Genomic DNA, 25,426 nt, shown 5'->3' with positions numbered 1-25,426 from the left:
TTTCTTAGCTCAAAACTAACCCATTTTCGCCGAAAGTTACCGTAGGTTTACAAACTTTATCCCGATAATTAAATCGGCGATTGATTGGTAATTTGAAGTCGTGCCGGCGTGATCCAGTTTCCAATGTGCAATATCGTCGCGCTCGTAGCAAGTGACTGTGAATAAAGTATTTACGTCCGTTGTAATTCCAAGCCCTTCACGTTGCAGCGCCCGTTTGGTCCAGAAAGTGAGTTTTAAATCGCCGGTCAGTTTGACTGTGTGTGTGCAGATGTCCTGATAAATGTTAAATGTGCCGCTGGATTTGTCAAAGAAAAAGCCACTTTTTGCAAATGCGGACTCAAAGGCGCCATTCAAAACAAGGTCCTCAGGAACGCCTGTCACCAGTTCGCCGTTTTGCTGCATCAACCAAAGCACATCAGCCGCTTGCAGCGCAAGGTCGAGCTCATGTGTGCTGAGCAAAATTGCTTTGCCGGTTGTTCTGGCCAAAGTGTGCAGCAAGCGCATCATTTCCACCCGATTGGGTAAATCGAGATGCGCGGTGGGTTCATCGAGCAAAATCAATTCGGTGTCCTGCGCCAATGCACGGGCCAGCATTACTTTTTGGCGCTCGCCGTCACTGAGCTGGTGAATTTTCCGATCCGTTAATGTTTCGACATTTGCCAGCTGAATTGCCTCATTGATTTTTTCATGATCCACATTGCTCAATGCACCCAACCAGCCAGTGTAGGGCGTCCGGCCCAATGTGATCACTTCCAGCGCAGTAAGGTTTCCGGCTTCAATGCGTTCGGTTAAAACGAGGCTGAGTTTTTGTGCCAGTTCGGAGGACTTTAAGCTCGAAAGAAGCTGCTGATCAATGAAAACCTCTCCTGCTAATGCCGGTTGTAAGCCAGCAATTGTGCGCATTAACGTCGACTTTCCCGAACCATTTGAGCCTAATAAACAAACAAGTTGCCCCGCTTCAAGCCGAAGGTTCAGACTTTTCGAAATTAGCCGTTCCGATCTTTTGGATCGATAGCCAATCGACAAATTGCTCGTTTCGAGAATGGACCTTTTGTCGCTCATGAGAAAGAAGAACGAAGATTATTGCGGCTGATAATGATCCATATAACCACTGGCGCACCGAGCAGTGCAGTCACCACATTGACCGGGATCACGGTTTCCATGCCCGGAAGTTGCGCGATAATGTCGCATAAAAGTAACAATGCCATTCCCGTCAGGCAGCAACCCGGAATCAGCACGCGGTGATCCGAAGTGCCGAATAAGGATCTGGTAATGTGCGGAATAGCGATGCCAACGAAGCCAATGGGCCCGCAAAATGCCGTGATGCTTCCGGTTAACAAGCTCGTGCTGAGCATAATGATCAGGCGCGTTTTGCCAATGGTGAGGCCCATGCTTCTCGCATAATTCTCGCCTAATAAAAGCGCATTGAGCGCTTTTGAAGAAATAAATGCGAGCAGCAAGCCGAAAGCAACAACACCGGAAAGCGCATACAAATGATATTGGGTAACGCCGCCAAGCGAACCGAAAGTCCACATAATGTATTCCTGCAATTGCTCGGGCTGGCTGAAATATTGCCAAATGCTGACAATTGACAGCGTAATCGTCCCGATCATGACGCCCACAATCAGCAAGATCACATTGTCTCGGATGCGACCGGCAATTAATAAAATGAGTGATAAAACAAGCGCAGCGCCGAGAGAAGCCATGACAATGATGAGCCAGCTGCCAGAAATCCCGAGTTTGCTGATCGCGTACATGCTCGCGCTGCTTCCGCCCGCAAGCATAACGGCCGCAACACCCAACCCCGCACCCGCAGTAATGCCCAGCTCGGAAGGGCCAGCCAACGGATTTCGGAATAATGTCTGCATTTGTAACCCGCTCACAGACAAGCCACAGCCGACCAAAACAGCCGTGATGGCTTTGGGAATGCGGATTTTTTCAATAATAAATAACCAGGCTGTTTGTTCAGATTCATGGAAAAAAATGATTCGGAAAACTTCCTTTAACGGAATCTGAACAGAACCCAGCATGATGTCAAATACAAAGAAAACCAAAGCCAGGACGACCAAACCCAAAAATATAAAGGTGCGCCCGCTTTTGGGTGACGTCAATGCTGGTTCTTCCTGGGAAAATGGTGCCATTATTTAAGCTGTTTGTAATAAACGAGCTTATGGTCCGGAAGCAATTGCGGGTGCAATATTTTGATCAAATCGGCTAAAACCGTATGCGGGTTCACTGTTCCGGACTCAAAAAAATCATTGGCTCCTACGTCATTGACGCGACCATTGTAACTGAACATTTGACCTGATTTGTAGGCCTTGAAATCGCTGTAACGCGAGTCTTGCGCCAGGATATTTGCTTTCGTATCGTTTTTATCAAAACCCACATTTAACCACGCATCAGCCTGTAATGCAATTGGATAGACGGATTCAAAGTTAAGAGGCAAACTGCCCGTTGCCTTGGTGCCGCTCCAATGATATGCTCCGCCGGCATCCCGGAAAAATTGTGACATGTAACTGTCGCCATTGGGCAAGAACCATGCGTCTTTTGTGTTCAAGCCAGAGATGATGGTTGGCTTATCTTTCACTTCTTTTGCAAGATTGGCCAGTCGATTGTATTCCTTTTCAATTTTGGTAAATTTCTCATTCACTTCCTTTTCCTTATTGACCAGTGCTGCCACAAGTTTCACCCATTCGGCCCGGGCCAGAGGCGTTTTTTCAATCCATTCCGAATTGATCAAAACCGGAATTCCGGCTTGTGCCAATAGTTGATAATGGTCGACAGTGGCGCCCGGTCCGCCCATGGCCATAACCACATCCGGATGCATTTCCACAAGTTTTTCCTGATTCAATCCTTGATCCCTACCAATGTTCGCCACTTTCCCAGCCTTAATCATTGCCAAAACCTTCTCAGAATAAATATATTGGGGACTACTCAATCCAGTAATGATGTTCTCTGAATCTAGAAATTCCAACAAAGCCACGTGCATAGACGAAGTGGCGACGAGGCTCTTCACAGGAATTTCAATGACCTGCGCTTCTTCGAAACCTTTCGGTCGGGCACTTCCTCTATCAAGTAAAATGTATTTTGCAGTGTCTGTTGAAGTTTCGAACGGGCTTAGAATGCATACAAGTTTGTAGTGTTTGTGATATGTGATAGTGAAACCTTTTGCGTGGTTGATTTTGAGCTGGTCAGCATAAGCGCTTTTTTCAAATTGGGACGCTTCTTGTTGAGACTCGGCTTTCTCAGACTTACATCCGAAAACCAGTGAAATGCAAATAAGAATAAAGAAAAAACGCGTTGAGTTTTGAGAGGAACGTTGAAGAATCATTCAAGAAGGATTTACTGGAAAAAATTAAATGTAGGTAAGCATTTGTTTGACAGTATCAAGGCCTAACTGAATTGTTTTGACAGAGGTTGTGCCATGATAGTAACCCGCAAGATGCAATTCGTCATACACCTCCGCAAGAAGTGCGAGAAGCTTCCTGTCAAACTTTCCTAGCCTGTTTCTGTAATCCTCGATGCTTTTTGGCTTACTAAATTTGATACCTTCTTTCTGTCTTAAATATTCATCTAGAATCAGAAGGGCGGCCGAGTAAGCCGTGCCAGCTGCCATTTTTACATACTTGATATCTGAGTACAGCTCACCTTCCTTTCCTGCCTTTTCACTCAAAATCGTCCTGGCATTTTCCAAATAGCGTGCGGCTTCTTCGGCAGGGGCGAGTGCAGGGCCTTGATTTTTTCTTGTCATAACTGATTATAGTGTTTAATGTTTTCTAATTTTTACGCAGCCTTGCCAAAAAAGTCACTCAAAAATAGCATTAATTTTTGGGGTCACGTGTCCGTCGACTGTTTGTTCATTGGCACACTTTTAATATTTTTCAAACCATGCCAGCACCATCACTTTTACAATTTACAGGAAAAAGTATATACTGCTCCGTTGCGGATGCGCACATAGATCCGTGGATTCCCGTTGACCGGGCCATCATCACACACGCACACAGCGACCATGCGCGTTGGGGAAGCAAGCATTATCTGGCGCACAAGGATAGCGAGCCAATTTTGAGGCTAAGATTGGGCCAGGATATTTCGCTGCAAACCGTTGAATATTACGAAAAGTTTGTGATCAATGGAGTTACATTCTCATTGCATCCTGCGGGGCATATCATTGGCTCTGCGCAGGTTAGGGTAGAATATGGTGGCGAAGTGTGGGTTGCGAGCGGCGATTACAAACTGGAAGATGATGGCTTTGCAGTGCCATATGAGCCCGTCAAATGCAATGTGTTCATCACAGAGTCCACATTCGGTTTGCCGATTTACAAATGGCAACCGCAAAAAGAGATCATGAGCGAAATTGACAATTGGTGGCGGCAGAATAAAAGTGAAGATAAGGCGAGTATTCTAATGGGTTATTCGTTGGGTAAAATGCAGCGGATCTTGAAAAATATTGAATTGCAAGACAAGGTAATTTATGCACACGGTGCCATTTATACATTAAATGAGCGACTCAGACAGGCAGGACATGATTTGCCGGAATTGACATTGGTAACAAAGGAAACCGACCGGAAATTGTTTCGTGGTTCGCTGGTGCTGGCGCCGCCTTCCGTTGACAGCAGCACATGGATCAAAAAATTTAATCCATACTCACTAGGCTATTGCTCGGGTTGGATGGCATTGCGGGGGGCAAAAAACCGCCGCGCAGTAGATCAGGGTTTCATATTAAGTGATCACGTTGACTGGCCCGATTTGAATACAGCGGTGAGGGAAACGGGTGCTGAAAAAGTGTATGTTACGCACGGATACACCAGTATTTTTTCAAGATGGTTGAATGACAATGGAATCGAAGCTGGCGAAGTGCATACGATGTATGGCAATGAAGATGAAAATGAGGAAGAAGAAGTCGTGCAGGATCTCAGCGCTGGAATAGAAGCCTATCAGCAACACAAGGATTCGTTGGATAACGAAATTTCCAGTAACTCAGAGCCATCAACAAAAAAGTCTCCAAAAGGGGATTTAGGAGTATGAAACAATTTGCAGAACTTTTCATGAACCTGGACCGCACGAACAAAACCAATGCAAAGGTGGAGTTGATGAAACAATATTTCCTGTCCGCTTCGGATGAGGATAAGCTTTGGGCATTAACACTTTTCACTGGTCGCAGGCCATCATTCAAAGTGAACCGGACAATGGTTAAAGAGTGGGCGGCAGAGGAGGCTGGCATTCCCATGTGGCTTTTTCAGGAAAGTTATCAAAGCGTGGGTGATTTGGGGGAAACCATTTCGCTGCTTTTGCCCAGAAACAAAACAGAAGGCTCCGATAAATCGCTCACCGACTGGTTTTACTATCTGGGCATGCTGCCAAGCATGACCGACCAGGAAAAGCACGATCATATTTTACAAGCGTGGATGCAATTGTCGCAACATGAGACATTTGTATTCAACAAGCTCTTAATGGGCAGCTTTCGCATTGGCGTTTCGCAAACATTGGTTGTGCGCGCATTGGCCGAAGCAACGGAAACGGATTCCAATGTGATCGCGCATCGCGTCATGGGTCAATGGGATCCCAAAGACACGACTTTTGAACAGCTTATTTTGGATAAAGGCGAAAATGACAATGCTTCGCGCCCCTATCCGTTTTTTCTTGCATATCCAATCGAAGGCGACGTTTCTGATCTGGGAAACCCTAACGATTGGTTTGCCGAATGGAAATGGGATGGCATCCGTTCGCAGATTATTTATAGAAATAATGAGCTTTTCATCTGGACGCGGGGTGAAGAGCTTTCGACCGACAAATTTCCTGAGTTGCATTTTCTGAGCGGGGTTTTGCCAAACGGAACTGTGCTGGATGGAGAAATCGTGAGTTATATGGACGATAAGCCAATGCCCTTCAATGTGTTGCAAACGAGAATTGGCAGGAAAAACCTCTCGAAAAAAGTATTGGATGAAGCACCCGTCGCCTTTCTTGCTTACGACATTCTGGAAGCCAATGGCGTAGATTTGCGCGGTTTAACCCAGGAACAACGCCGCGCTGAACTGGAATTGATTCACAAAAATGTCCCTAATCAGTTTGTTTTTAACCTGTCCCCGCTGATCGACTTCAAGGAATGGCCCGTGCTGAGCGAGTTGCACATGCTTTCGCGTCAAAATATTGCGGAAGGTTTTATGATCAAAAGAAAAGGCAGCACTTATGGGGTGGGCCGGAAAAAAGGTGATTGGTGGAAATGGAAAATTAATCCGCTAAGCATTGACGCAGTGCTTATTTATGCGCAGAAAGGTTCAGGGCGTCGCGCCGAGCTTTTTACTGATTACACATTTGCTGTTTGGGGCGAAGACGGAAAACTGGTGCCATTTGCAAAAGCATACTCTGGTCTGACGGACGTCGAAATTGGTCAGGTTGATTATTTTATCAAAAGAAATGTCCTGGAAAAATTCGGCCCAGTCAGGACGGTGAAGCCCGAGCTCGTCTTCGAAATCGGCTTTGAAGGCATCAACGAATCATCCCGACACAAATCCGGAATAGCGGTCCGTTTTCCAAGAATCCTGCGCTGGCGCAAAGACAAAAAAGCCGAAGAAGCGGATACTTTGGAGGCTTTGAAGGGGATTTTGGCAGTGTATAAATGAGGGTTACCAAATGATCTCAACAATGTTTTTATACTTTTCAAACTTATCATCCGCCGAAATCACTGTCAAATTTTCGGACAACGCGATAGAAAGGATTAATCGGTCAAATGGATCTCCATGTCCTGCCATGAAAGGAACGCTTTCATAGTTATCAAGTGCTGCATTAGAGATTGGTAAAATGATAATCCCAATTCTTTCTAGTTCTTGAATGTATTCTGCAACGGACTTGGATAGCTCCAACTTTCCAATCTTCTTCTTGATTGCCATTTCGAAAAATGAAATTACACTTACAAAGCAAGAGGATTTAGCATCGGAAATAATTCTTTTGGATTTACTCGAAAGGCGGTTTTCTTCATCCAGCGCCCAAAGCACTACATGAGTGTCTAGCAAATAGGCCATTACATATAATCTTTCAAATCATCAATTGAATCATTGAAGTCGTCGGACATTTTGATAGTGCCCTTCATGGTGCCAAGAGGACGAATTTTCTCTATAATTGTGCGGTCAGCCTCATCCATGAAAGTTATTAACACTTTTGCTCGTTTTTTTAAAGGAGGAGTTTCTCTAAAAGTCACTTTTCCGTTTTCGTATATTCCTTCAATTGTAGTCAGCATGGCGTTATAGTATGAGTTATAACAAATATAACAAGAATATAAGTTTAAAATATTTTTTAGCTTTTCCCTTTGAATGTTACATCATGGAACAAGTTTTTATTGTTTTACCAAAACCTTTATCCTAAATCAAATTGACCAAATCCCCCGGACATACCATTGCTGAAAATTGGTTTAAATCCAAAAAATGGAAGTGGGCGACATTTCAGAAAGAGGCGGCGGAGGCTTATTTGGAGGGGAAAAGCGGGTTGGTCAATGCGCCCACAGGAAGTGGGAAAACACACTCGCTTTGGGTCCCGATCCTCATTCGTCACATTAACGAAAGGAGCGATAAAGAACTGAAAGCAAAAAGAGGGCTCCAAGTCCTTTGGATCACACCATTGCGAGCACTTTCCAAAGACTTGTTCCGGAATATGGAAAGCGCCGCTCTTGAGATGAACCTTACCTGGCGCGTCGGCATCCGCACAGGTGACACTAACACAAAAGACAGGCTGGATCAGAAAAAGCAAATGCCTGATGCACTGATCATTACGCCAGAAAGTCTCCACATTCTTTTTGCCCAAAAAAACAGCTCCGAAATATTTAAGAACCTGCACACCATTGTCGTTGACGAATGGCATGAGCTGATGGGAAGCAAGCGCGGAACGCAAACGGAACTTGCCCTTGCGAGACTGCGCAGCATTAAGCCGGATTTGCAAACCTGGGGCATCTCGGCGACCATCGGCAATCTGGAAGAAGCAAAACATGTGCTGCTTGGCATGAAGTTTCCGGTTGGGAAGTCTGCGGTTATTAAGGCTATCACGGACAAAAAGATTCTGGTTGAAAGCATCATTCCGCCGCGGGTGGAGACATTGCCGTGGTCGGGTTACATGGGAACGCGGCTGGTGGATCAGGTTGTGGAAATTGTCAATCAGAGCAAGACGACATTGCTTTTCACAAACACGCGATCCGGGACAGAGATTTGGTATCGAACAATTATTGAAAAATATCCTGAGTTTGCAGGCATAATGGCTTTGCACCACGCATCGCTCGACCGCGAGATCAGGGATTGGGTGGAAGATGCATTGCATGACGAAAGGTTGAAACTCGTTATCTGCACGGCAAGTTTAGACTTGGGTGTCGATTTCAGGCCGGTAGACACGGTTATTCAGGTTGGCAGCCCCAAAAGCATTGCCCGATTTATCCAGCGTGCCGGTCGGAGTGGGCATAGGCCGGGTGTGGATAGCAAAATTTACTTTTGCCCGACAAACGCTTTGGAACTGATAGAAGCTGTTTCGCTTCGTGAGGGCGTTGCCAAAAATATGTTGGAAGATCGTCCGCCCGTGGCGCATGCATTTGATGTGTTGGCGCAATGGATGATGACCTTAGCGGTGGGTGAGGGCTTTGATGAGGCGCAGCTTTTTGAGGAAGTTTGCGATGCATACGGTTACCAATATCTGAACCGACAAGAGTGGGAGTGGCTTTTGGGCTACATTACCACAGGAAGTTCATCGCTTTTGGTTTATGACGAATACAAAAAAGTGGAACGGGTTGACGGCCTTTATAAGGTCACGAGCAGGCGCGTTGCATTGCGGCACAGGCTGAGCATGGGCACGATCGTTTCGGAAACGGGAATTAAAGTGAAGCTTCAATCAGGAAAATATCTGGGAACCGTTGAAGAATCATTTGTGACCTGGATGAAGCCTGGCGATGTCTTCACTTTTGCCGGAATGACGGTTGAGTTTGTCCGGATTCATGAAATGACGGTCAGCGTGAAAAAGGCCGAAGGTAAAAAAGGTTTTCTGGTTCGCTGGGCAGGCGGAAGAATGCCGCTTTCCTCTCAGCTATCCGCATTTATCCGCGAAAGATTGGCAGACGCCATTGAAAATCCGCACAAGGAAAAGGAGCTGGCAAAGATGCAGCCGCTGCTGGAATTGCAAAAAAGCCGTTCAATGATCCCGAAAACAGATGAGCTGCTCATCGAGCAATGTGAAACGCGGGAAGGTCATCATATTTTCATTTTTCCGTTTGAAGGGCGACTAGTGCATGAAGGAATGTCGATCATTCTCGCTTACCGGATTAGTAAGCTTACGCCCATCACATTTTCCGTTGCGATGAACGACTACGGCTTCGAACTGCTTAGTGATCAATATGTTGACTTTGAAAAGATCATCAGTGAAATTGATGTTTTTTCGACCAAACATTTGGTTGATGACATTTATCAAAGTGTGAATGCAACGGAAATGGCCAAACGGAAGTTTAGAGAAATTGCGGCCATTTCGGGGCTTATGTTTCAGGGTTATCCTGGCAAAAACGTGAAAACGCGGCAATTACAGGCTTCAAGCTCGCTGCTTTTTACGGTGATGAGCAAATACGAGGACAATAACCTGCTCATAAAGCAGTCATATCAGGAAGTTTTGACTTACCAATTGGAGGAAGTGAGGATGCGACAAGCGCTCGACCGGATCGCAACGCAGAAAATTATTGTCAAACAAACCCGCAAACCCACGCCTTTTTCGTTCCCTATTATGGTGGACCGGTTGCGCGAACAACTAACTTCGGAAAAGCTAGACGACCGGATCCAGAAAATGATCAAACAGTATAGTAATGCAGATTGAAATCAGAGGAAACCATTTTATTTTACTCACGCAAAGAGCCATTTTTTGGGAAGAAACGCAGACATTGTTAATTGGCGACCTCCATTTAGGAAAGATCACGCATTTTAGAAAAGAAGGCATCGCAGTGCCGCCGAATGCCATAGAAAACAATTTTGAAAGATTAGACGAACTCGTCCAGTCGACCGGCGCAACCCGCATTATTTTTCTGGGCGATCTTTTTCACGCACAATACAATGCGGAATGGGAGCTTTTTAAAAACTGGCGCACGGCGCATCATTACATTGAAATGCTGATTGTGATCGGGAATCACGATATTTTGCCAGTAAGTTTGTTTTTAGAAGCCGATCTGGAAGTGCATTTAAATGATTTTGAGGAGGGGGATTTTATTTTCACGCACCATCCCAAACCCGAAGCAAAGTCCGACAAATTCATCTTCGCGGGCCACGTCCATCCCGTTTTCACCACTTACGGAAAAGGCCGTCAAAGCGTCCGCCTGCCATGTTTCGTTATTGATAATCACCAGGCCATCGTCCCCAGCTTCGGCGTTTTTACGGGAGGTTATCAAATGGATTTGACAAAGGATAGAAAGATTTACATTACGACCGAAACAAAGGTTTTTTCTGTCTGTTAAAATCCTACTAATGAAATACTTAGACAAAAACCGGAAAAATATAGAATCTGATTCCATATTTTTCCGGTTTTTGTTATTTTTGAGTTATGATAGAACGTTTTGCAGCTTCGAAAATAACCCAACTTGCTCGCTCCTTTAAGTCGGTTGCTATTACTGGGCCACGTCAATCCGGGAAAACTACGCTTGTAAAGAGCCTGTTTCCGGACAAACCATACCTATCTCTTGAAAATCCAGATGTCAGGCGGTTTGCACAGGAAGACCCGCGTGGGTTTTTGGGACGATATGAGCAAGGTGCCATTTTTGACGAGGTGCAGAGAACACCCGAGCTGTTTTCTTATTTGCAGGAGATCTTAGATAATTCGACCGAAACAGGCCGTTTTATCCTTACAGGCTCAAATAATTTCCTGCTTCAACAAAACATTTCGCAAACACTGGCAGGCCGCGTCGCTATTATCAATCTGCTTCCTTTCAGCACGGCCGAATTATTTCATGACCAACAATCCGCTCCCAATGAGAATGAGCAGATATTAAAGGGGCTTTATCCTCCAATTTATGATCCTGGCATTCCTCCGGAAGATTGGTTTCCGAATTATCTGCGCACCTACATTGACCGGGACGTCCGTCAAATAAAGAATATTACGGATCTAATTGTATTTGAGCGCTTTATCCGACTATTAGCAGGGAGAACAGGCCACGAATTAAACCTTACTTCGCTGGCAGTTGATACAGGAGTTGATACAAAAACGGTGCAGTCCTGGATCGGAATTCTTGAAAGCAGTTTTATCATTTACTTGCTGCGTCCGCATTTTAAAAATTTTAACAAGACACTTATAAAACGCCCCAAAATCTATTTTTATGACACCGGCCTTGTTTGTTCTTTGCTGGGAATAAGCACCGAGGAACAGTTGGCGCTGCATCCCTTACGAGGGAGTTTATTTGAATGTTTGGTCGTAACCGAACTTTTGAAAAAGCGAACAAATGCAGGAAAGCCGGTGAACTTGTACTATTGGCGCGATAAAACCGGACATGAAATAGACGTTGTGATTGACAACGGAGTTACGCTATTGCCACTCGAAATCAAAGCTGGAAAAACGATCAACGGTGAGTTTTTTAAAAACCTCTTATACTGGAATAAGCTAAGCGGCGAGAAAAAAGCCTACATTATTTACGCAGGCGACCAAGAAGAGCAGCGGTCAAATGGAGTAAATGTTATTAATTGGTTTGAAATGGTTAAAAGGGAGATTTGATTGCTTATGTTGACAAACTAATGCAATCAAAAGCCTCACCCTTCACTGACCCACCTAACCAGCTCGCTGATCCCCCGGCAAAACTGCCTTCTTCCCAACCGTATTCATCCAATCCAGAATCTCGTCATAACGTCCGTTCCAGGGATTGAAGAATTGGGTGATCATGGGTATGTGTTTTTTGCTTTTTTGAATGTGATAGGGTGTTCCGGGAGCGTAATTTTTTAAGGCTTTGATGAATTTTTCGTTGCTCGCAATGATTGACGGATAACTTTTTCCGCCGCGGTAAATGATCATTGGAGGCATACTCGGGTGTAAATGATAGAGCGGAGTGGCTTTTTTCCAGGTTTCAGGATTATTTGTAAATGTGTTGAGATAAGTGTTGCCGGCGGCAAACTTTTCTTCCATCAAATAACCATACATATCCAGTCCGGCCGCGTCGATGAGGATGGTGCCTGCGAATGGATTTTCGATTCCAATGTTTTTGAAATATTGATCATCAATGGCAATCAATGCTGCTAAGTGACCGCCAGCCGAATGCCCGGATATGAAAATACGATCCGGATTCCCGCCATATTGCGCAATGTTTTCTTTAACCCATTTTACAGATCTGGCTGTCGATTCGGCCATTGCGTCGTAATTGGCAGATGGGCTAAGCGGATAATCAATGATCACATAAACGACGCCCGTTTTTGCCCAATGATTGCCGATAATGCTGTATTGCGATTTCTTGCCGGAATTCCAGTTGCCGCCGTGCACGAAAACAATCACGTCATGCGGCTTGTCGTGCTTTTTTGGAGCGAAAATGTTTAAATGCTGCTCAGAAATGGATTTTTCACCTGGCTGATATACAATCTCTTTCGTTCGGCTGATTCTTTTGAACGAACAACCTGCAAGCGTAAGCAGAAAAGCGCCCAGGATAATGGTTAAAATAATTAGTGTGATTCTGGCTTCGGACTTCATGAACTGATCTTTATCAAACATACGGCTGCTCGTTCATTTAAGATTGAAACCGTTCGTTTTGCCATGAAGCGTGGCGTCCCGATGTTACCCGGGATATTCGCAGAGCGTCCAATAACTGTTTAGCGTTGACACCGCCGAAATAAAGCGGTCCATAGAAAGCGGTTTCAATATGTAACCGGCTACATTGAGGTTAAATGCTTCAATTTTGTCACTATCCTCATTGGAAGTCGTCATCACAAAAACCGATAACGAGCTCAATTCAGCATCCTGGCGAATCTCTTTCAAAAACTCGATTCCACCCATTTTTGGCATATTCAGGTCGAGAAGCACAATTCTTGGGCGCGGAATGTCCGACGTCGGGGAGCGAAGAACGGCAAGCGCTTCAATGCCATTGGATGCGACGATCAGCGGATTGGAAATGTTATTTTTCTTGAATGCGCGCTTCACATTCATGACATCTACTTCATCATCTTCAACTAGGAGTATGGTCATCGGGATAGGAATTGAAATGGACATTGGAATTGCTATTTATTAGAAAGGGTTGTTTTTTAATGAAATCTCGGCTTCTTGGTTCACGTTTTTTGGCCAGGTAAAAATGAACCTCGTGCCTTCTGTCATTTTGGATTCAATGCGGATAATGCCACCTTTTTCGTCAAGAATTTTTTTAACAATGGCCAGCCCAACGCCTGTGCTTTCGATTTCGTCGCGGGCTTGTAATGTTTGAAAAATCACAAAAATCCGGTCGTGAAACTCAGGGCTTATTCCTGGACCGTTATCGGCAACGTAAAATTCATATTTCTTCTCATCCTCTGTCCAGCCGATGGTTATTTCTATTTCGGCTTTATCATTGTATTTGATCCCGTTGGAAATCAGGTTTTGAAGGATTTGGGTCAATGTGATTTTTTCTGTTTCGAGCACCAAATTCGGATTTCCTTCAAGGATGAACCGGATCGGTTTTTTGCTGCTGAATGTCTCATGCAGATCTTCCACCAATGAATTGATGACAAAACGTTCTTTTGTGGTTTTGATCCTGCCCGCACGGGAGTAAGACAAAATCCCGTTGATCAGGTTTTCCATTCGGTGGACCCGACCGCGAAGCAACTTGAACTGATCCAGCGTGTCGCCTTCCAGTAAGTGACTAATGTCCTCTTCGATCCACTCAGAAAGGTTGTTTATAGCACGCAAAGGCGCTTTTAAATCATGGCTTACGACATAGGCAAACTGGTCAAGTTCGGCGTTAATGCGTTCCAGATCGCGCATGTAAGACTTCAATTTCTTTTCAGCCAAAACGCGCTCCGTCACATCCGAAAATGTGCCAATGTAACCTACACATGCATCACCATCAAACTGCCTCATCAGGGAAACGCCGATCCATATTTCTTTCCGCTGCGCCGTAAAAATTTTGATCGTTGCTTCAATTGAGGTCGATTCTGAACTAAGCAGCTCATTGATTTCAGCGGCCGAATCGGAGAAGAAATCCATCCAATTCCGGTTAATGCATTCATTTACAGCATAGCCCGTAATTGTTTCCCAGGCTTTGTTCAGATAAACAATGTTTCCCTGACTGTCGAGCTGCACTAAAATTTCTGTAATGCTGCTAACAACATCTTCAAGTCTTTTATTGGTCAATGCTGCTTCTTCAGTCTTTTGTTCGGCAATGCGGCTTAGCTCGCGGTTTGCTTTAAAAAGTTCGCCGGAGCTTTGTTCAAGAATCAGCTCAACGCGTCCCAAATCATCCTGATACTCAGTATAAGCTTGATTTACGGACAATAAAAAATCCTGAATATCAGCGCGTTCAGCAAGTTCGGGCGGCAACGATTTCCGGATCTGACGTTTGAGCAGCCTATGGTAATTGATGTCCGTAATTTCGGGCATGTTCATTGTTAATTTTCGCTGAATGTGGTGATCGTCATCGTTTGGTTGTGTAACTCGCAAACGGAGTTGCGGTTGAATGGCGCAAGCTCACCATAGGAGTAAAATCCAGTGATAACCGGACTGTCCAAAACCTCCGAAACCGATTCAACTTCTTCTTCCACCATTTGTTTCAAAACAAGCTTGCGTCCCACGCAACTCACCAGCAACGCGAATTCCGGACTATTTTTCAAGCCCTCAGACGCGGCGTGAGCAGCCTCTTCGGCGCCGGTAATGAGCCTGTCATTATTGGCTTTCATTAGTCTTACAAATGATCCTTCGGGAATGTCACCTGCGAATGTGAGGCTTTTTTCTTCCTCATTAATCCCCAAAATCGTACGAACAACGGGAGCACGGTCTTCGCTGTCGCGCATGCTCAGCGGGAAAAGCAATCCGGATGCGGGAAGTTCCTTGGCTTTATCGCCGAGGAATGATTTATATAAGTCGAGCGCAGGCTCTCCATCAATTTCAAACAAAATATTTTCCTTCGATCTCGTCACTCGCCGATCCAGGCCGAAGCTGTCCCAGCCGCCGCGCGAGCCAAACCCTATCGACAGATTTTCTCCATAAAAACCAATCGCGGCAACTGTTTCACTGGCGACTGTGCCATCGGGTTCAATGATAACCGTTTTCGAAAACTGCGAGCCGTCACCAGCCAGTCCACCCGTAACCGAAACGTGCGCGTCGAGGCCTTCGGCCATGCCTTTTACAAGGTCGGTTCCGTTTACTTTCAGACCGTCCGAGACGACGAAAACGTGTTTTAATCCTTCTTTTGGAAGTTGTGAAACCAGTTGTTTACCCGCCTCAATGCTGCTGAACTGAATTTCTTTCAACGCAATTTTCGAGCTTTTTACAGTCGTATCGGCAAATCGGAGGGCGGTGATAATGATGGTGTTGTCTTTAACCGAGACATCCGAAATTTCTCCCGCTGTGGAGCAACCCGAAAAAATGGATTCTGGATAAAGATTTGCCAGTTGGGCGATTACGTCATTTGTTTCAAGAAGTTCTCGGTTACCAAAGACAAAAAATAGCTGCGGCGTAAAGGGGAATGAGATTAACGAGGAGGCATTGGTATAAACCAATTGTTTGATTTCCATATTGATATAAGGGTCCTACGAGATTGAATCAACAATGTACATAAAACTTTTGACTGGCGAATTAATATTACGCTTTACGCAAATCGGAAGTCCGGAATAGCGCAGCTAAGAGAGGGAAGGGAATGAAATCCCTTTGATTTTCCGGAACAATTCAACGGCATATAAGTCTGTCATTCCCGAGACAAAGTCCAAAACGGTTTGAATTTTGGCATATTCGTCGGTTCGGGAGGTGATAAATTGTTTGGGAATAAGCTCGACAAGCTTCTCGGTGTAATGTGAATTATTGTTAAGATAAGCCGGAATAAATTCTTCAAGCAAGCCGCCCATGACTTTGTAACCCGCCACTTCAATCTGCACAACGGACGAGTAATTGTATATTTTATTAATGGAAATCGATATAATGTCCTTCATAACAGATCGATATGGCTCTTCAATTGCGTCTATTAATCCCGAATTGAAATCTCCGTTCAGGATCTTTTCCTGTTCATTGTAAAACAGTTCGGAGCATTGCCCAATCAATGTGCTGATCGATTTGGCTCTCAACAGACTGATTTTGGCGTCTTCATCATCAATTTCAGTGAGCCGTGAAGGCATTTTCGGATCATTGCACAAGCGAAGCAACAGCGTCTCAACTTCATGATAAGACAAGATTTTCAGTCGGTGCGCGTCTTCAAGATCAATGATATTGTAGCAAATATCGTCCGCCGCTTCAACCAGATAAACGAGTGGATGACGCTTGTAAATTAGCGGAGATTCCGAAACAATGCTCAATTCCAGATCAGCAACAATCTTCTGAAATCCAGTCTGTTCAGATTGGAAAAAGCCGTATTTTTTGGTGTAAATGTTCGCTTTGTTGTGACCGGCAATCGACTCACAGGGATATTTGGCAATGGCTGCGAGGGTGGAGTAAGTAAGCGCGAAACTGCCGTAACCCTTGCCCGCATAAGGGTGCGTGAGAATGCGAAAAGCATTTGCATTTCCTTCAAAATGAGTCAGATCAGCCCATTGGGCTTCGGTAACCTTATCCCGGTATTTTAATCCGGCATCGTTGGTAAAATAATGTGAGATCGCCGCCTCTCCTGAATGTCCAAAAGCAGGATTTCCCAAATCGTGCGCCAGGCAAGCCGCAGAAACAATGTTCCCGATTTCGCTGATCAATGGCAACTTCTGATCGATTTCAGGATCATCTTTTCTTAACTTATTATAAAAAATCCTTCCCAAAGACTTGCCAACACTTGCAACTTCCAAGCTGTGCGTGAGCCGGTTGTGAACGAAAACACTTCCTGGGAGCGGGAAAACCTGCGTTTTGTTTTGCAGTCTGCGAAAAGGCGAGGAAAAAATCAGCCTGTCGTAATCGCGCTGGAACTCCGACCTGGCCTCCGCAGGATCGGCATTGTATTTGTCTTCACTTCCCCAACGTTTTGCCGAAAGCAATTTGTCCCAATTCATCATAAGTCATTTTACCGGCGGCAAAACTAATCGCTTTCCGGCAATTACGGAATTAATGCAGTTTCGTTTTAGCGCATCCGCCAGCTTACAATGGTAGTTTCTCGAAACGTGCAGCTTTTCATTTAACCATTCAATTAATGTGGTTTTCAAATAAGATTGATATGAAAAGGTCTTTTATAATAATTGTTTTTTTGGTTAATGTCTTTATAGCAGGCGTTTCAAACGACTCGCTTGCATCGGGAAATGTGATTGGATCAAAGCAAAATAAAGATGACAAACTGGCCAAAGAAATGGCTGCTGTCGTCGCAACTTTTTTGAAATCGCTCTCGGCAGAGCAGCTTGCCGAAACCAAGCTTCCTTATGACGATCCCGCCCGTTTTGACTGGAATTTCACGCCCAGGAAACGCAAAGGAGTAACACTTAAAACAATGAGTGCAGGGCAACGAAAAGTGGCAATGGACATGATTAAGCTGGTTTTGAGCCAGGAAGGTTATCACAAGGCCGAACAGATCATTGACTTGGAAAATGTGCTCAGGGTTGTAGAAACCAGGCCGGCAAACGACACTTACCGCGATCCGGAAAATTTCGCTTTTCTCGTTTTTGGTGAGCCCGGCAGCGACCCGTGGGGCTGGCGCGTTGAAGGGCACCATTTGTCGCTTCATTTCTCATCAATCAATGGCGAAGTCACTTACACGCCGAGCTTCATGGGCAGTAACCCAGGCAATGTGCTCGCAGATGTGCCGCAAAAAGGCTTGCGCATCTTGAAAAATGAGGAAGATTTTGCGTTTACATTGTTGCAATCGATGGACGAAAAACAATTAGTAAAAGTCCTGCTGGGAAACACTGCACCCAATGAGATGTTCACCTCCAATTCCAGAAAAGCGTCTTTGGAAAAAATGGAAGGCATCGCAATGGCAGAAATGACCGCCGCACAAAAGGAGACTTTTAAGAAGCTCATCTTGGCTTATTTGCAGCGTTATCATGTAACATTGAAAAATCAGCAATGGGCCGAATTGGAAAAAAGCGGTCTAGAAAAAATACATTTCGCCTGGATGGGTGACCAGAAAAACGTGATCGGGTCCGGCCAAGGCCATTATTACCGCATCCACGGCCCCACTTTCCTGATCGAATTCGACAACACCCAAAACGGCGGCAACCACATCCACTCCGTAGTCCGCGATCTGACAAGTGATTTTGGAGAGGATTTGTTGAAAATGCATTATGAGAAGGGGCATCCCTGACGTCTGGGGAGAAGGGAATTTGGGTTGTTAGGGATGTGGTGCTGGTTTTGACCCCTAAATCCCCTAATGGGACTTCAAGTGCACGATGGAATAGTCTTATTTCCGGTAGGGCCAGTAACACTATCACCCCATATGGGGCCGGGGGCAGGACCGCGACGCGAGATGCACTTCGCTTACATATACACACATAGACATACGTTATGATGCACGAGGGCGCAAAGCCGATATTGTTTGCAAGAGCATTAGAGCTCAGGAAAAGAGAGACTCTTGCTGAAAAGCACCTTTGGAGCCATTTATCCAACAAGAAACTCGGTGTGAAATTCCGGAGGCAGCATCCGTTCCTCTATTTCATTTTAGACTTTTATTGTCATGAATTAAAATTAGCAATTGAAATCGATGGTGGGATTCATTTGATAAAGGAAAATCGAGAGTATGATGAAATGCGTACAGAATTGATTGAAGAGTTTAATATCAAGGTTATCAGATTTACCAATGAGGAAGTCCTGTTTGAAACTGAACAAGTTTTAGAGAAGATCCGGGCTATAATTGGGCGACCTGGTTAACTTTGAGCATGATTCCAGATAACCATCGCTACTTCATCATTAACAAGCCTGCTGACATGGTTTCGCAGTTTGTTAGTCCGGATGATGTGCGGTTGCTGGGGGCTTTGGATTTTGAATTTCCGGAGGGAATCCATGCCATTGGACGGCTGGATGGCCATTCGGAAGGGTTGCTAATCCTTACAACCAACAAAAAAGTCACAAATCTTTTATTTCAAGGCGAGGTTCCGCACAAGCGAACTTACGTGGTCAATGTGACGCATCACGTTAGCGAGGAAACATTGCATAAGCTCCGGACCGGCATTGGCATTCGAATTAAAGGCGGTGTTGAATATATAACGACGCCCTGCGAGGTCGAAATCATTCCGAGACCGGATGGCTTGCCCAAACATGCCAATGAAACCTGGGCCAATGTGCCTAACACCTGGTTGAAAATCACATTAACCGAAGGGAAATTTCATCAAATCCGAAAAATGGTTCGGACGGCCGGGCACCGTTGCAAACGCCTCATCCGAATCAGCATTGAAGATCTCGAACTTGGAGATCTGGTTGCCGGTGGTGTAAAAGAAATTGAGGAGACAGAATTTTTTAAGTTATTGAAGATCGATAATTGGAATCGGTCATAAATTCTATCTCAACATGAACTTAATAGGAAACATCATTTGGCTTATTTTTGGCGGTTTTCTGGTATTTCTGGAATATATGATTGTCGGCTTCATCCTTTGTCTGACCATTATTGGCATCCCGTTTGGCGTGCAATGCTTCAAAATCGGAATGCTTACATTGTTTCCATTTGGACAGCAAGTGAGGGAAGTTCCGGGTCAGACGGGCTGCTTATCAACCATTTTTAACATTCTCTGGATCGTCCTGGGCGGCATTTGGATTGCGCTGACGCACCTCGTTTTTGGCATAATTCTTGCCATTACGATCATTGGACTGCCTTTTGCAAGGCAGCATTTCAAGCTGATGAGCTTATCATTCACGCCATTCGGCAAGGAGATTTATTGAATTTTTGATTTTCAAAAACCATGAAGGCAATCGTCATTACGCAGCCAGGAGAACCCGAAGTGCTTCAAATTATGGATCGGGAAATTCGGCAAACTGCTGATAATGAAGTGCTTATCAAGATTTTCGCTGCTGGCGTAAACCGACCCGATGTTTTTCAACGCAAAGGAAACTATCCGACGCCAGCGTGGGCGCCACAGGACATTCCGGGGTTAGAAGTTGCGGGTGTTGTTGCGGAGGTTGGAAAAAGCGTTAGCAAATTCAAGATTGGTGATCAAGTTTGTGCCTTGTTGGCGGGCGGTGGCTATGCCGAATATGTCGCCGTGAATGAAGGACATTGTTTGCCTGTTCCAAGCGGATTTGACTTTGTGCAAGCGGCTTCGTTGCCCGAGACCGTTTTCACGGTTTGGCATAATGCATTTCAAAGAGGCAAACTCATTTCCGGAGAGCATTTCCTAGTGCATGGCGGAACGAGCGGCATTGGCATAACGGCAATCCAGCTTGCTAAGGCGTTCGGTGCGAAAGTGTTCGCAACTGCCGGATCGGCTGATAAGTGTGAGGCTTGTCTGGCACTTGGCGCTGATATTTGCGTCAATTACAAAACCGAAGATTTCGAGGAAAAGCTGACAGAGAGCGGCGTGGACGTTATTCTGGACATGGTTGGCGGCGATTATATTCCAAAAAACATCAGGCTTTTACGTAACGATGGTCGGCTGGTCATCATCAATACCATGAAAGGCGGAAAAGTGGATTCTGGTGCCAACGGCATTGATTTTTCCCTAATCATGAAAAAGCGGCTGACTATAACCGGAAGCACATTGCGCAATCGTGACAATGACTTCAAGACTGCACTCGCCGACGAGATTTATAAAAATGTCTGGCCGATTCTGGAAGGTGGCCATTTTAAACCAGTCATCGCTGGCCAATTTCCGCTTCATGACGCAGCAAAGGCGCACGCTTTGATGGAAAGCAGTTCGCACATTGGCAAAATAATGCTTGTCAATAAGTGGTAAGCATTGCTGCTAATCACTTAGTTTTTTATTCAAAATGTCTGAGATCTGCTTTGCTTGCGCATAAACCATCAAATGTCCAGCCCCGTCAATGGCAACGTCCGGCTTAACGAGTTTCATAGAAATGAGCCTGTCATTCGTGCCGTGAATGTGATATAGATTTTTCGGTTTTTCGCTCCGTTTCCAACTCCCCATCCGCACCAGCGCCCATTTCAAAAATTTACTATCCGTGTCGTGCAGAATCGATTTCAACAATGATTTCAATTCTGGCGTGTCTGCCCCGAAAAACTTGTAAGTGAGTGAATTAGCTGATTTCAATATTGGCGCAGCGAACGGGCTCAGCAACAGGAATTTGGTCAAACCTTGTGAAAATTTGGAAATTGGAACACCCGTGGGCGTGCTTGAAATAATTACAATCTGCTCAGGATGAACAATTTCTGAAAGTTCGGCAGCAATGATGCCTCCGAACGAAAGGCCAACCAACTGAAACGGCCTTGTGGTGTCAATTTGTGTGACCAACCGGCCTGCATAATGCGAAAGTGATTCCTTTTTTAGTGGTTTAATCCACTCAATGTAATGCACTGCAAAGCGTTCGTCAATGTCCAACTTGCTAAAAACACGCTTATCGGCCCCAAGGCCACTCAAAAAGTAAAGATTCATTTTTTCTGCATACGACGTTGAAATATCGCTTGTCTGTTGTGTCGATTCCGTTTTGGCAGAAAGTTTAATATCATCTCCAGCATTTGCAGCAATCCCTTTTTCTAACGGTCGGTTTGCATTAACTAACGTTTGTTGAGCGAAGATTTGAGCGCTTTTAAACGTCAGATAAAGCGTAAAGCAAATGCAGGAAATGTTGATATTCGATAGCATAATGATGTCGAAAAGCTTATCGAATATACGGGTGCAACGAGGATAAAGATGCGCTTACTTCACGAAATTGAATCTTAAACCGCCCATCAGCCACCGGCCCGGCATTTTGGAGCCAAGGAGGTCGCTGTATTGAACGTCAAATGCATTGTCAGCCTGAACAAAAACGGCCAGCATGCGATTCAGGAAGGCATATTCTGCCTTTGCGTTGAGTAAAAAGTAATTTTTTGAAATGTTTGCCTCAATGGCCGAAGCAGCTCGTTCCGCACGCTTTTTATACAAGCCGTTAATGCTCACAGAGAAGCCCGAAATGCTATAAATCGCAGAGAAATTGGCCAAAAATTTTGCGTGCGAGGACACATAAAAGGACGGTTCAAGGTTGCTGCTTTTGCTGTCAAGCCACGTCAATCCTGCATTAAGAAGCAATTTCTGCTTTTCGCGAATGTTATGCGCAGTTTGAAAATCCAGTTCAAATCCCGTTGTGTTCACTTCCGCGATGTTCAGCGCAAGTCCGAATGTGCCCGTGGGAGAAAGATTGTCTTTACGCGGCATCTGTGCATAAGGCGTTGACACATAGTCAATCAGGTCGTTTTGGAGCCTTTGGAAGAATGTTCCCGAAATTTTGACCTGACTTGCGGCATTTTGAGTCAAAAACCAATCGGCTCCGGCCTCGTAACTGAATGATTTTTCTGCTTTTAGAGCCGGATTCCCAACATTTCCACCAGTTACGAGCGCTTTGTTATAATTATTAAATCGCTCTGTGAAATCCGCGTCGCGAATGGTCTTGCCCGCGCTTCCGCGAATTTGCCAGCTGTCTTTTTTGTATGATAAATTAATCTGCGGAACAAACTCCGAGCCAATATTTTCCCGCCAATCAAGCCGGACAGAAGGCGTTATGGTGAAATTGCCAAAGTTTTGAACCAAGGAAACAAAAGGGGCGAGCTGGCTGAGCGAATGATCACCGCGGTCATTGGACGCAATGTTTCTGTTTTGATAATTAAGCCCTGAAATGAGACTTGTATTGACCGAAAAAGTCTGCTGCCAGATCAACAATCCCTGCCAGAGCTGTGATTTACTCAAATTGGCGATGGAGTGCGGGTTAAAAAGATATTGGTCACGCACATATTTGTATCCACCATCAATCGTAATGGCTGTATTTTCCTTTTTATAAGAAAGCTTGATCTGATTCCACGAGGTTTTTACTTTTTCGCTTGCCGTGTCAGATTTCAATGCGGTGTAAAAATTTTGAGCCGCAAAGTCCCGATGATCGTAGGCGCTGCGCAAAGACACATTGAAGGTTTTTGAAATCGCATAGTTCAATGAAACTGACGCAGTGTTATTGTGAAAATATCCTCTTATGCCGCGCTGGGGAATTCCGGAGGCATTATTAGTTAGAAAACCAGCTGAAACAGCGAGCTTGTCCCGCTGCACAAATGCGCCGATATTGGCATTTTTCAAACCGTATTCTCCCGCCGTAAGCGCGCCGCTGACATTTGTTTTGCGCGCAATGACATTGTTTTCATTTACTTCCGACGTTTGCATTCTTGCCGCAAAAGTTTTGGAAATCACATGAATAACACCCCCAACCGCGTCGGAACCATAAATGGCCGACGAGGCGCCTTTTAGCACTTCAATACGCTCAATTTCTGCCGGGGCAATCGGAATGTAACTGTTAAAATGGCCTGTGTTCGGATCATTTAAGCGCAAGCCGTCCAAGATAACCAGGACCTGCTGGAATGTTCCGCCGCGAAGCACGATGTCACTTTGAGAGCCCATTGGCCCACGGGCCTGGATTTCCACGCCCGGCACATAACGGAGCAGATCATCAATGCTGTGGACGGGCAGGTTTTGAAAATATTCACCTTTAATAACGGCAATGTTGCGGCCTGTTTGTGAAGCCCGTTTTTCTATTAATGATGACGTTACGGTCACCGGATCGAGTGAAATATCTTGTGCAAGGGCTGCATTGGCACAAATCACCGCAATCCAAAAAAGTGAGGTCTTAAAAGTTGATAAACGATTTTTGAGCAAAAATGTGATCATGGTCGTGAGTTAGCAGGCTGACTTTTCTTCAAACTTACTATCTTGCCGGACTGTTAATGTACTCCGGTTTTAAGTTTATGAGTAGTCCGGTTGAGATTCCATTTCAAAGTATAGTTGTAATTGACAGGCAGAATCAGACGGCGGTTTATTTACAAATTGCCCGGCAAATGATCAATGCCATTCAGCGCGGCGTCCTTTACACAGGTGCACGACTGCCAGGGACGCGAGCACTCGCCGAGACGCTAGGCGTGCACAGAAAAACGGTTGTTGCGGCCTACAACGAGCTCGATGCACAAGGCTGGATTATATTACTGCCCAATAAGGGCACATTTGTAACCCAAAAAACGCCTGTTAATGCCGGGAGCCCGCTGCAATTTAATGCGGACGACCTGGTCAGATATCCGCAAAAAACGGGTTTCGCTTTTGAAGAAAGCATGTTGCTGGACAGGCCGGTGTCGGTTTCAAAAGCAGAGCTCGAATTTACCGACGGACTGCCTGATGTTCGCCTGGCCCCGATGGATAAGCTCGCAAAAGCATATGCAAGCGTTTTGCGCCGGGGCAATAACCGTAAATTACTCACTTACTCGCATGTGGAAGGCAACGCTTTTTTTCGTGCCAAATTAGCGGAATATTTGAATAATACGCGTGGCTTACACATTGGAAAAGAGAATGTTATAACCACGCGGGGCATTCAAATGGGCATCTACCTGGCTTCAATGCTGTTGCTGAAAAAGGGCGACAGCGTTATTGTGGGCGATTTGAGTTACTATGTTGCCAACATGATTTTTCAGCAAGCCGGTGCGAACATTAGTGCTGTTCCCGTTGACGCCCACGGCATTTCCGTGGATGCCGTCCGGAAGTTATGCGAAACGAAGCGCATTCGCATGCTTTACATCACGCCGCATCACCATTATCCCACCACTGTGACATTGAGCGCCGAACGGCGGATGGAATTACTGAATCTGTCGGTTCAGTATGGTTTTATCATTCTCGAAGACGACCATGATTATGATTTTCATTACAACAGCAGCCCGGTTTTGCCGCTGGCGAGCGCGGACGGGGCGGGAATGGTGGTTTACATTGGTTCGTTTTGCAAGGCGCTTGCGCCCGGCCTGCGGTCGGGTTACATTGTAGCGCCACAAAATCTGATTGGTGAGCTGGCCAAGTTTCGAAGGATCATTGACCGACAGGGCGATCTGATGATGGAGCAGGCTTTGGGTGAGTTGCTGGATGAAGGTGAAATTCAACGGCACATTAAGAAGGCGCAAAAGGCATATCACCAGCGCCGCGATTTGCTGGAACAACTGCTGCAAACGCAATGCAATGATTATCTGAGTTTTAAGTCCCCGCCGGGCGGACTTGCAATCTGGACTGAGTGGCGAAAGGACATTAATTTAATGCGTGTCAGCAAAGCTTGTTTAAAACAGAACCTGCATTTGCCGCAAACTTTACTTTTCCAGACTGGCCAGCTCAGTGCAATGCGGCTCGGTTTTGGAAACCTGGATGAAAATGAAATCCGGCAGGCGGTTGAAATCTTACATGGGGTTTTGGAAAAGCAATGAATCAGTGAAGGCGTG

At 45.3% G+C, this 25,426-nt stretch carries 24 protein-coding genes; 11 read left to right on the top strand and 13 right to left on the bottom strand.

The annotated features are described in order from the left end of the window. Positions 1–36: 36 nt before the first annotated feature. Genes LZG73_RS22310 through LZG73_RS22295 form a run of 4 tightly spaced genes read right to left on the bottom strand, consistent with a single transcriptional unit; the run spans position 37 to position 3,751 of the window. The gene (locus LZG73_RS22310; RefSeq protein WP_233854658.1) at positions 37–1,062 is read right to left on the bottom strand and encodes an ABC transporter ATP-binding protein; all 1,026 of its coding nucleotides are present in this window, start codon (positions 1,060–1,062) and stop codon (positions 37–39) included. Then, positions 1,059–2,141, bottom strand: a complete 1,083-nt coding sequence (locus tag LZG73_RS22305) for an iron ABC transporter permease (RefSeq protein ID WP_233854656.1) — start codon at positions 2,139–2,141, stop codon at positions 1,059–1,061. Before LZG73_RS22305 ends, LZG73_RS22310 begins: the two co-directional genes overlap by 4 nt. Continuing rightward, positions 2,141–3,331: an ABC transporter substrate-binding protein gene (locus tag LZG73_RS22300; RefSeq protein ID WP_233854654.1), complete on the bottom strand. Its 1,191-nt coding sequence runs from the start codon at positions 3,329–3,331 to the stop codon at positions 2,141–2,143. Before LZG73_RS22300 ends, LZG73_RS22305 begins: the two co-directional genes overlap by 1 nt. A gap of 24 nt (positions 3,332–3,355) precedes the next feature. Continuing rightward, a complete protein-coding gene (locus tag LZG73_RS22295; RefSeq protein WP_233854653.1) occupies positions 3,356–3,751 on the bottom strand; it encodes a DUF5618 family protein in 396 nt (131 codons plus the stop codon). Positions 3,752–3,888: 137 nt separating this feature from the next. Here LZG73_RS22295 and LZG73_RS22290 point away from each other — a divergent pair, with 137 nt between their 5' ends. Both LZG73_RS22290 and LZG73_RS22285 read left to right on the top strand, forming a co-directional pair. Next, positions 3,889–5,025: a ligase-associated DNA damage response exonuclease gene (locus tag LZG73_RS22290; RefSeq protein ID WP_233854652.1), complete on the top strand. Its 1,137-nt coding sequence runs from the start codon at positions 3,889–3,891 to the stop codon at positions 5,023–5,025. Then, on the top strand, positions 5,022–6,620 hold the full coding sequence (locus LZG73_RS22285) for an ATP-dependent DNA ligase (protein WP_233854651.1): 1,599 nt from the start codon (positions 5,022–5,024) through the stop codon (positions 6,618–6,620). Before LZG73_RS22290 ends, LZG73_RS22285 begins: the two co-directional genes overlap by 4 nt. Positions 6,621–6,623: 3 nt before the next feature. Here the strand turns inward: LZG73_RS22285 and LZG73_RS22280 are convergent, their stop codons facing one another. Both LZG73_RS22280 and LZG73_RS22275 read right to left on the bottom strand, forming a co-directional pair. Continuing rightward, a complete protein-coding gene (locus LZG73_RS22280; protein ID WP_233854650.1) occupies positions 6,624–7,019 on the bottom strand; it encodes a type II toxin-antitoxin system VapC family toxin in 396 nt (131 codons plus the stop codon). Then, positions 7,019–7,234, bottom strand: a complete 216-nt coding sequence (locus tag LZG73_RS22275; RefSeq protein ID WP_233854649.1) for a DUF2281 domain-containing protein — start codon at positions 7,232–7,234, stop codon at positions 7,019–7,021. Before LZG73_RS22275 ends, LZG73_RS22280 begins: the two co-directional genes overlap by 1 nt. 131 nt (positions 7,235–7,365) lie before the next feature. Here LZG73_RS22275 and LZG73_RS22270 point away from each other — a divergent pair, with 131 nt between their 5' ends. The 3 genes from LZG73_RS22270 (at position 7,366) to LZG73_RS22260 (ending at position 11,706) form a co-directional block, all read left to right on the top strand. Beyond that, on the top strand, positions 7,366–9,828 hold the full coding sequence (locus LZG73_RS22270) for a ligase-associated DNA damage response DEXH box helicase (RefSeq protein ID WP_233854648.1): 2,463 nt from the start codon (positions 7,366–7,368) through the stop codon (positions 9,826–9,828). Beyond that, on the top strand, positions 9,818–10,459 hold the full coding sequence (gene pdeM / locus LZG73_RS22265) for a ligase-associated DNA damage response endonuclease PdeM (RefSeq protein WP_233854647.1): 642 nt from the start codon (positions 9,818–9,820) through the stop codon (positions 10,457–10,459). Before LZG73_RS22270 ends, pdeM begins: the two co-directional genes overlap by 11 nt. An 86-nt stretch (positions 10,460–10,545) precedes the next feature. Continuing rightward, positions 10,546–11,706 (top strand): ATP-binding protein, encoded by a 1,161-nt coding sequence (locus tag LZG73_RS22260; RefSeq protein ID WP_233854645.1) that lies wholly within the window; start codon positions 10,546–10,548, stop codon positions 11,704–11,706. A 54-nt stretch (positions 11,707–11,760) separates the two neighbouring features. Here the strand turns inward: LZG73_RS22260 and LZG73_RS22255 are convergent, their stop codons facing one another. The 5 genes from LZG73_RS22255 to LZG73_RS22235 form a co-directional block, all read right to left on the bottom strand. After that, the gene (locus LZG73_RS22255; protein ID WP_233854643.1) at positions 11,761–12,687 is read right to left on the bottom strand and encodes an alpha/beta hydrolase; all 927 of its coding nucleotides are present in this window, start codon (positions 12,685–12,687) and stop codon (positions 11,761–11,763) included. Between the two features lie 63 nt (positions 12,688–12,750). Next, entirely contained in the window at positions 12,751–13,158 is a 408-nt protein-coding gene (locus LZG73_RS22250) for a response regulator (protein ID WP_233854641.1), read from the bottom strand. Positions 13,159–13,197: 39 nt separating this feature from the next. Then, positions 13,198–14,541: an ATP-binding protein gene (locus tag LZG73_RS22245; protein ID WP_233854639.1), complete on the bottom strand. Its 1,344-nt coding sequence runs from the start codon at positions 14,539–14,541 to the stop codon at positions 13,198–13,200. Between the two features lie 8 nt (positions 14,542–14,549). Continuing rightward, a complete protein-coding gene (locus tag LZG73_RS22240; protein ID WP_233854637.1) occupies positions 14,550–15,674 on the bottom strand; it encodes an FIST signal transduction protein in 1,125 nt (374 codons plus the stop codon). Positions 15,675–15,779: 105 nt separating this feature from the next. After that, positions 15,780–17,126, bottom strand: coding sequence for a deoxyguanosinetriphosphate triphosphohydrolase (locus LZG73_RS22235; protein WP_233854636.1), 1,347 nt, complete (start codon positions 17,124–17,126; stop codon positions 15,780–15,782). A 158-nt stretch (positions 17,127–17,284) separates the two neighbouring features. Here LZG73_RS22235 and LZG73_RS22230 point away from each other — a divergent pair, with 158 nt between their 5' ends. From LZG73_RS22230 to LZG73_RS22210, 5 genes are all read left to right on the top strand, one after another. Then, the gene (locus LZG73_RS22230) at positions 17,285–18,364 is read left to right on the top strand and encodes a DUF3500 domain-containing protein (RefSeq protein WP_233854635.1); all 1,080 of its coding nucleotides are present in this window, start codon (positions 17,285–17,287) and stop codon (positions 18,362–18,364) included. Positions 18,365–18,564: 200 nt separating this feature from the next. Continuing rightward, positions 18,565–18,927 carry an endonuclease domain-containing protein gene (locus LZG73_RS22225; RefSeq protein ID WP_233854634.1) on the top strand — a complete coding sequence of 121 codons (363 nt, stop codon included), beginning with the start codon at positions 18,565–18,567 and terminating at the stop codon, positions 18,925–18,927. Between the two features lie 8 nt (positions 18,928–18,935). Then, complete coding sequence (locus LZG73_RS22220) at positions 18,936–19,550, top strand: pseudouridine synthase (RefSeq protein ID WP_233854633.1); 615 nt, start codon at positions 18,936–18,938, stop codon at positions 19,548–19,550. A gap of 13 nt (positions 19,551–19,563) precedes the next feature. After that, the gene (locus LZG73_RS22215) at positions 19,564–19,932 is read left to right on the top strand and encodes a YccF domain-containing protein (RefSeq protein ID WP_233854632.1); all 369 of its coding nucleotides are present in this window, start codon (positions 19,564–19,566) and stop codon (positions 19,930–19,932) included. A gap of 20 nt (positions 19,933–19,952) precedes the next feature. After that, the gene (locus LZG73_RS22210) at positions 19,953–20,942 is read left to right on the top strand and encodes an NAD(P)H-quinone oxidoreductase (protein WP_233854631.1); all 990 of its coding nucleotides are present in this window, start codon (positions 19,953–19,955) and stop codon (positions 20,940–20,942) included. Between the two features lie 9 nt (positions 20,943–20,951). On the opposite strand, the gene LZG73_RS22205 is transcribed toward LZG73_RS22210, so the two are convergent. Together LZG73_RS22205 and LZG73_RS22200 are read right to left on the bottom strand one after the other, a co-directional pair. Continuing rightward, complete coding sequence (locus LZG73_RS22205; protein WP_233854629.1) at positions 20,952–21,809, bottom strand: alpha/beta fold hydrolase; 858 nt, start codon at positions 21,807–21,809, stop codon at positions 20,952–20,954. Between the two features lie 54 nt (positions 21,810–21,863). Then, a complete protein-coding gene (locus LZG73_RS22200) occupies positions 21,864–23,849 on the bottom strand; it encodes a TonB-dependent siderophore receptor (RefSeq protein WP_233854627.1) in 1,986 nt (661 codons plus the stop codon). 77 nt (positions 23,850–23,926) lie between these two features. Between LZG73_RS22200 and LZG73_RS22195 the strand changes: the two genes are divergently transcribed. After that, complete coding sequence (locus LZG73_RS22195) at positions 23,927–25,411, top strand: PLP-dependent aminotransferase family protein (protein ID WP_233854625.1); 1,485 nt, start codon at positions 23,927–23,929, stop codon at positions 25,409–25,411. Positions 25,412–25,426 lie beyond the last annotated feature (15 nt).

Origin of the sequence: Dyadobacter sp. CY326 (assembly GCF_021390515.1) — a bacterium.
In the GTDB taxonomy this organism is placed as follows: domain Bacteria; phylum Bacteroidota; class Bacteroidia; order Cytophagales; family Spirosomataceae; genus Dyadobacter.
This window is presented reverse-complemented; position numbering and strand designations above follow the sequence as displayed.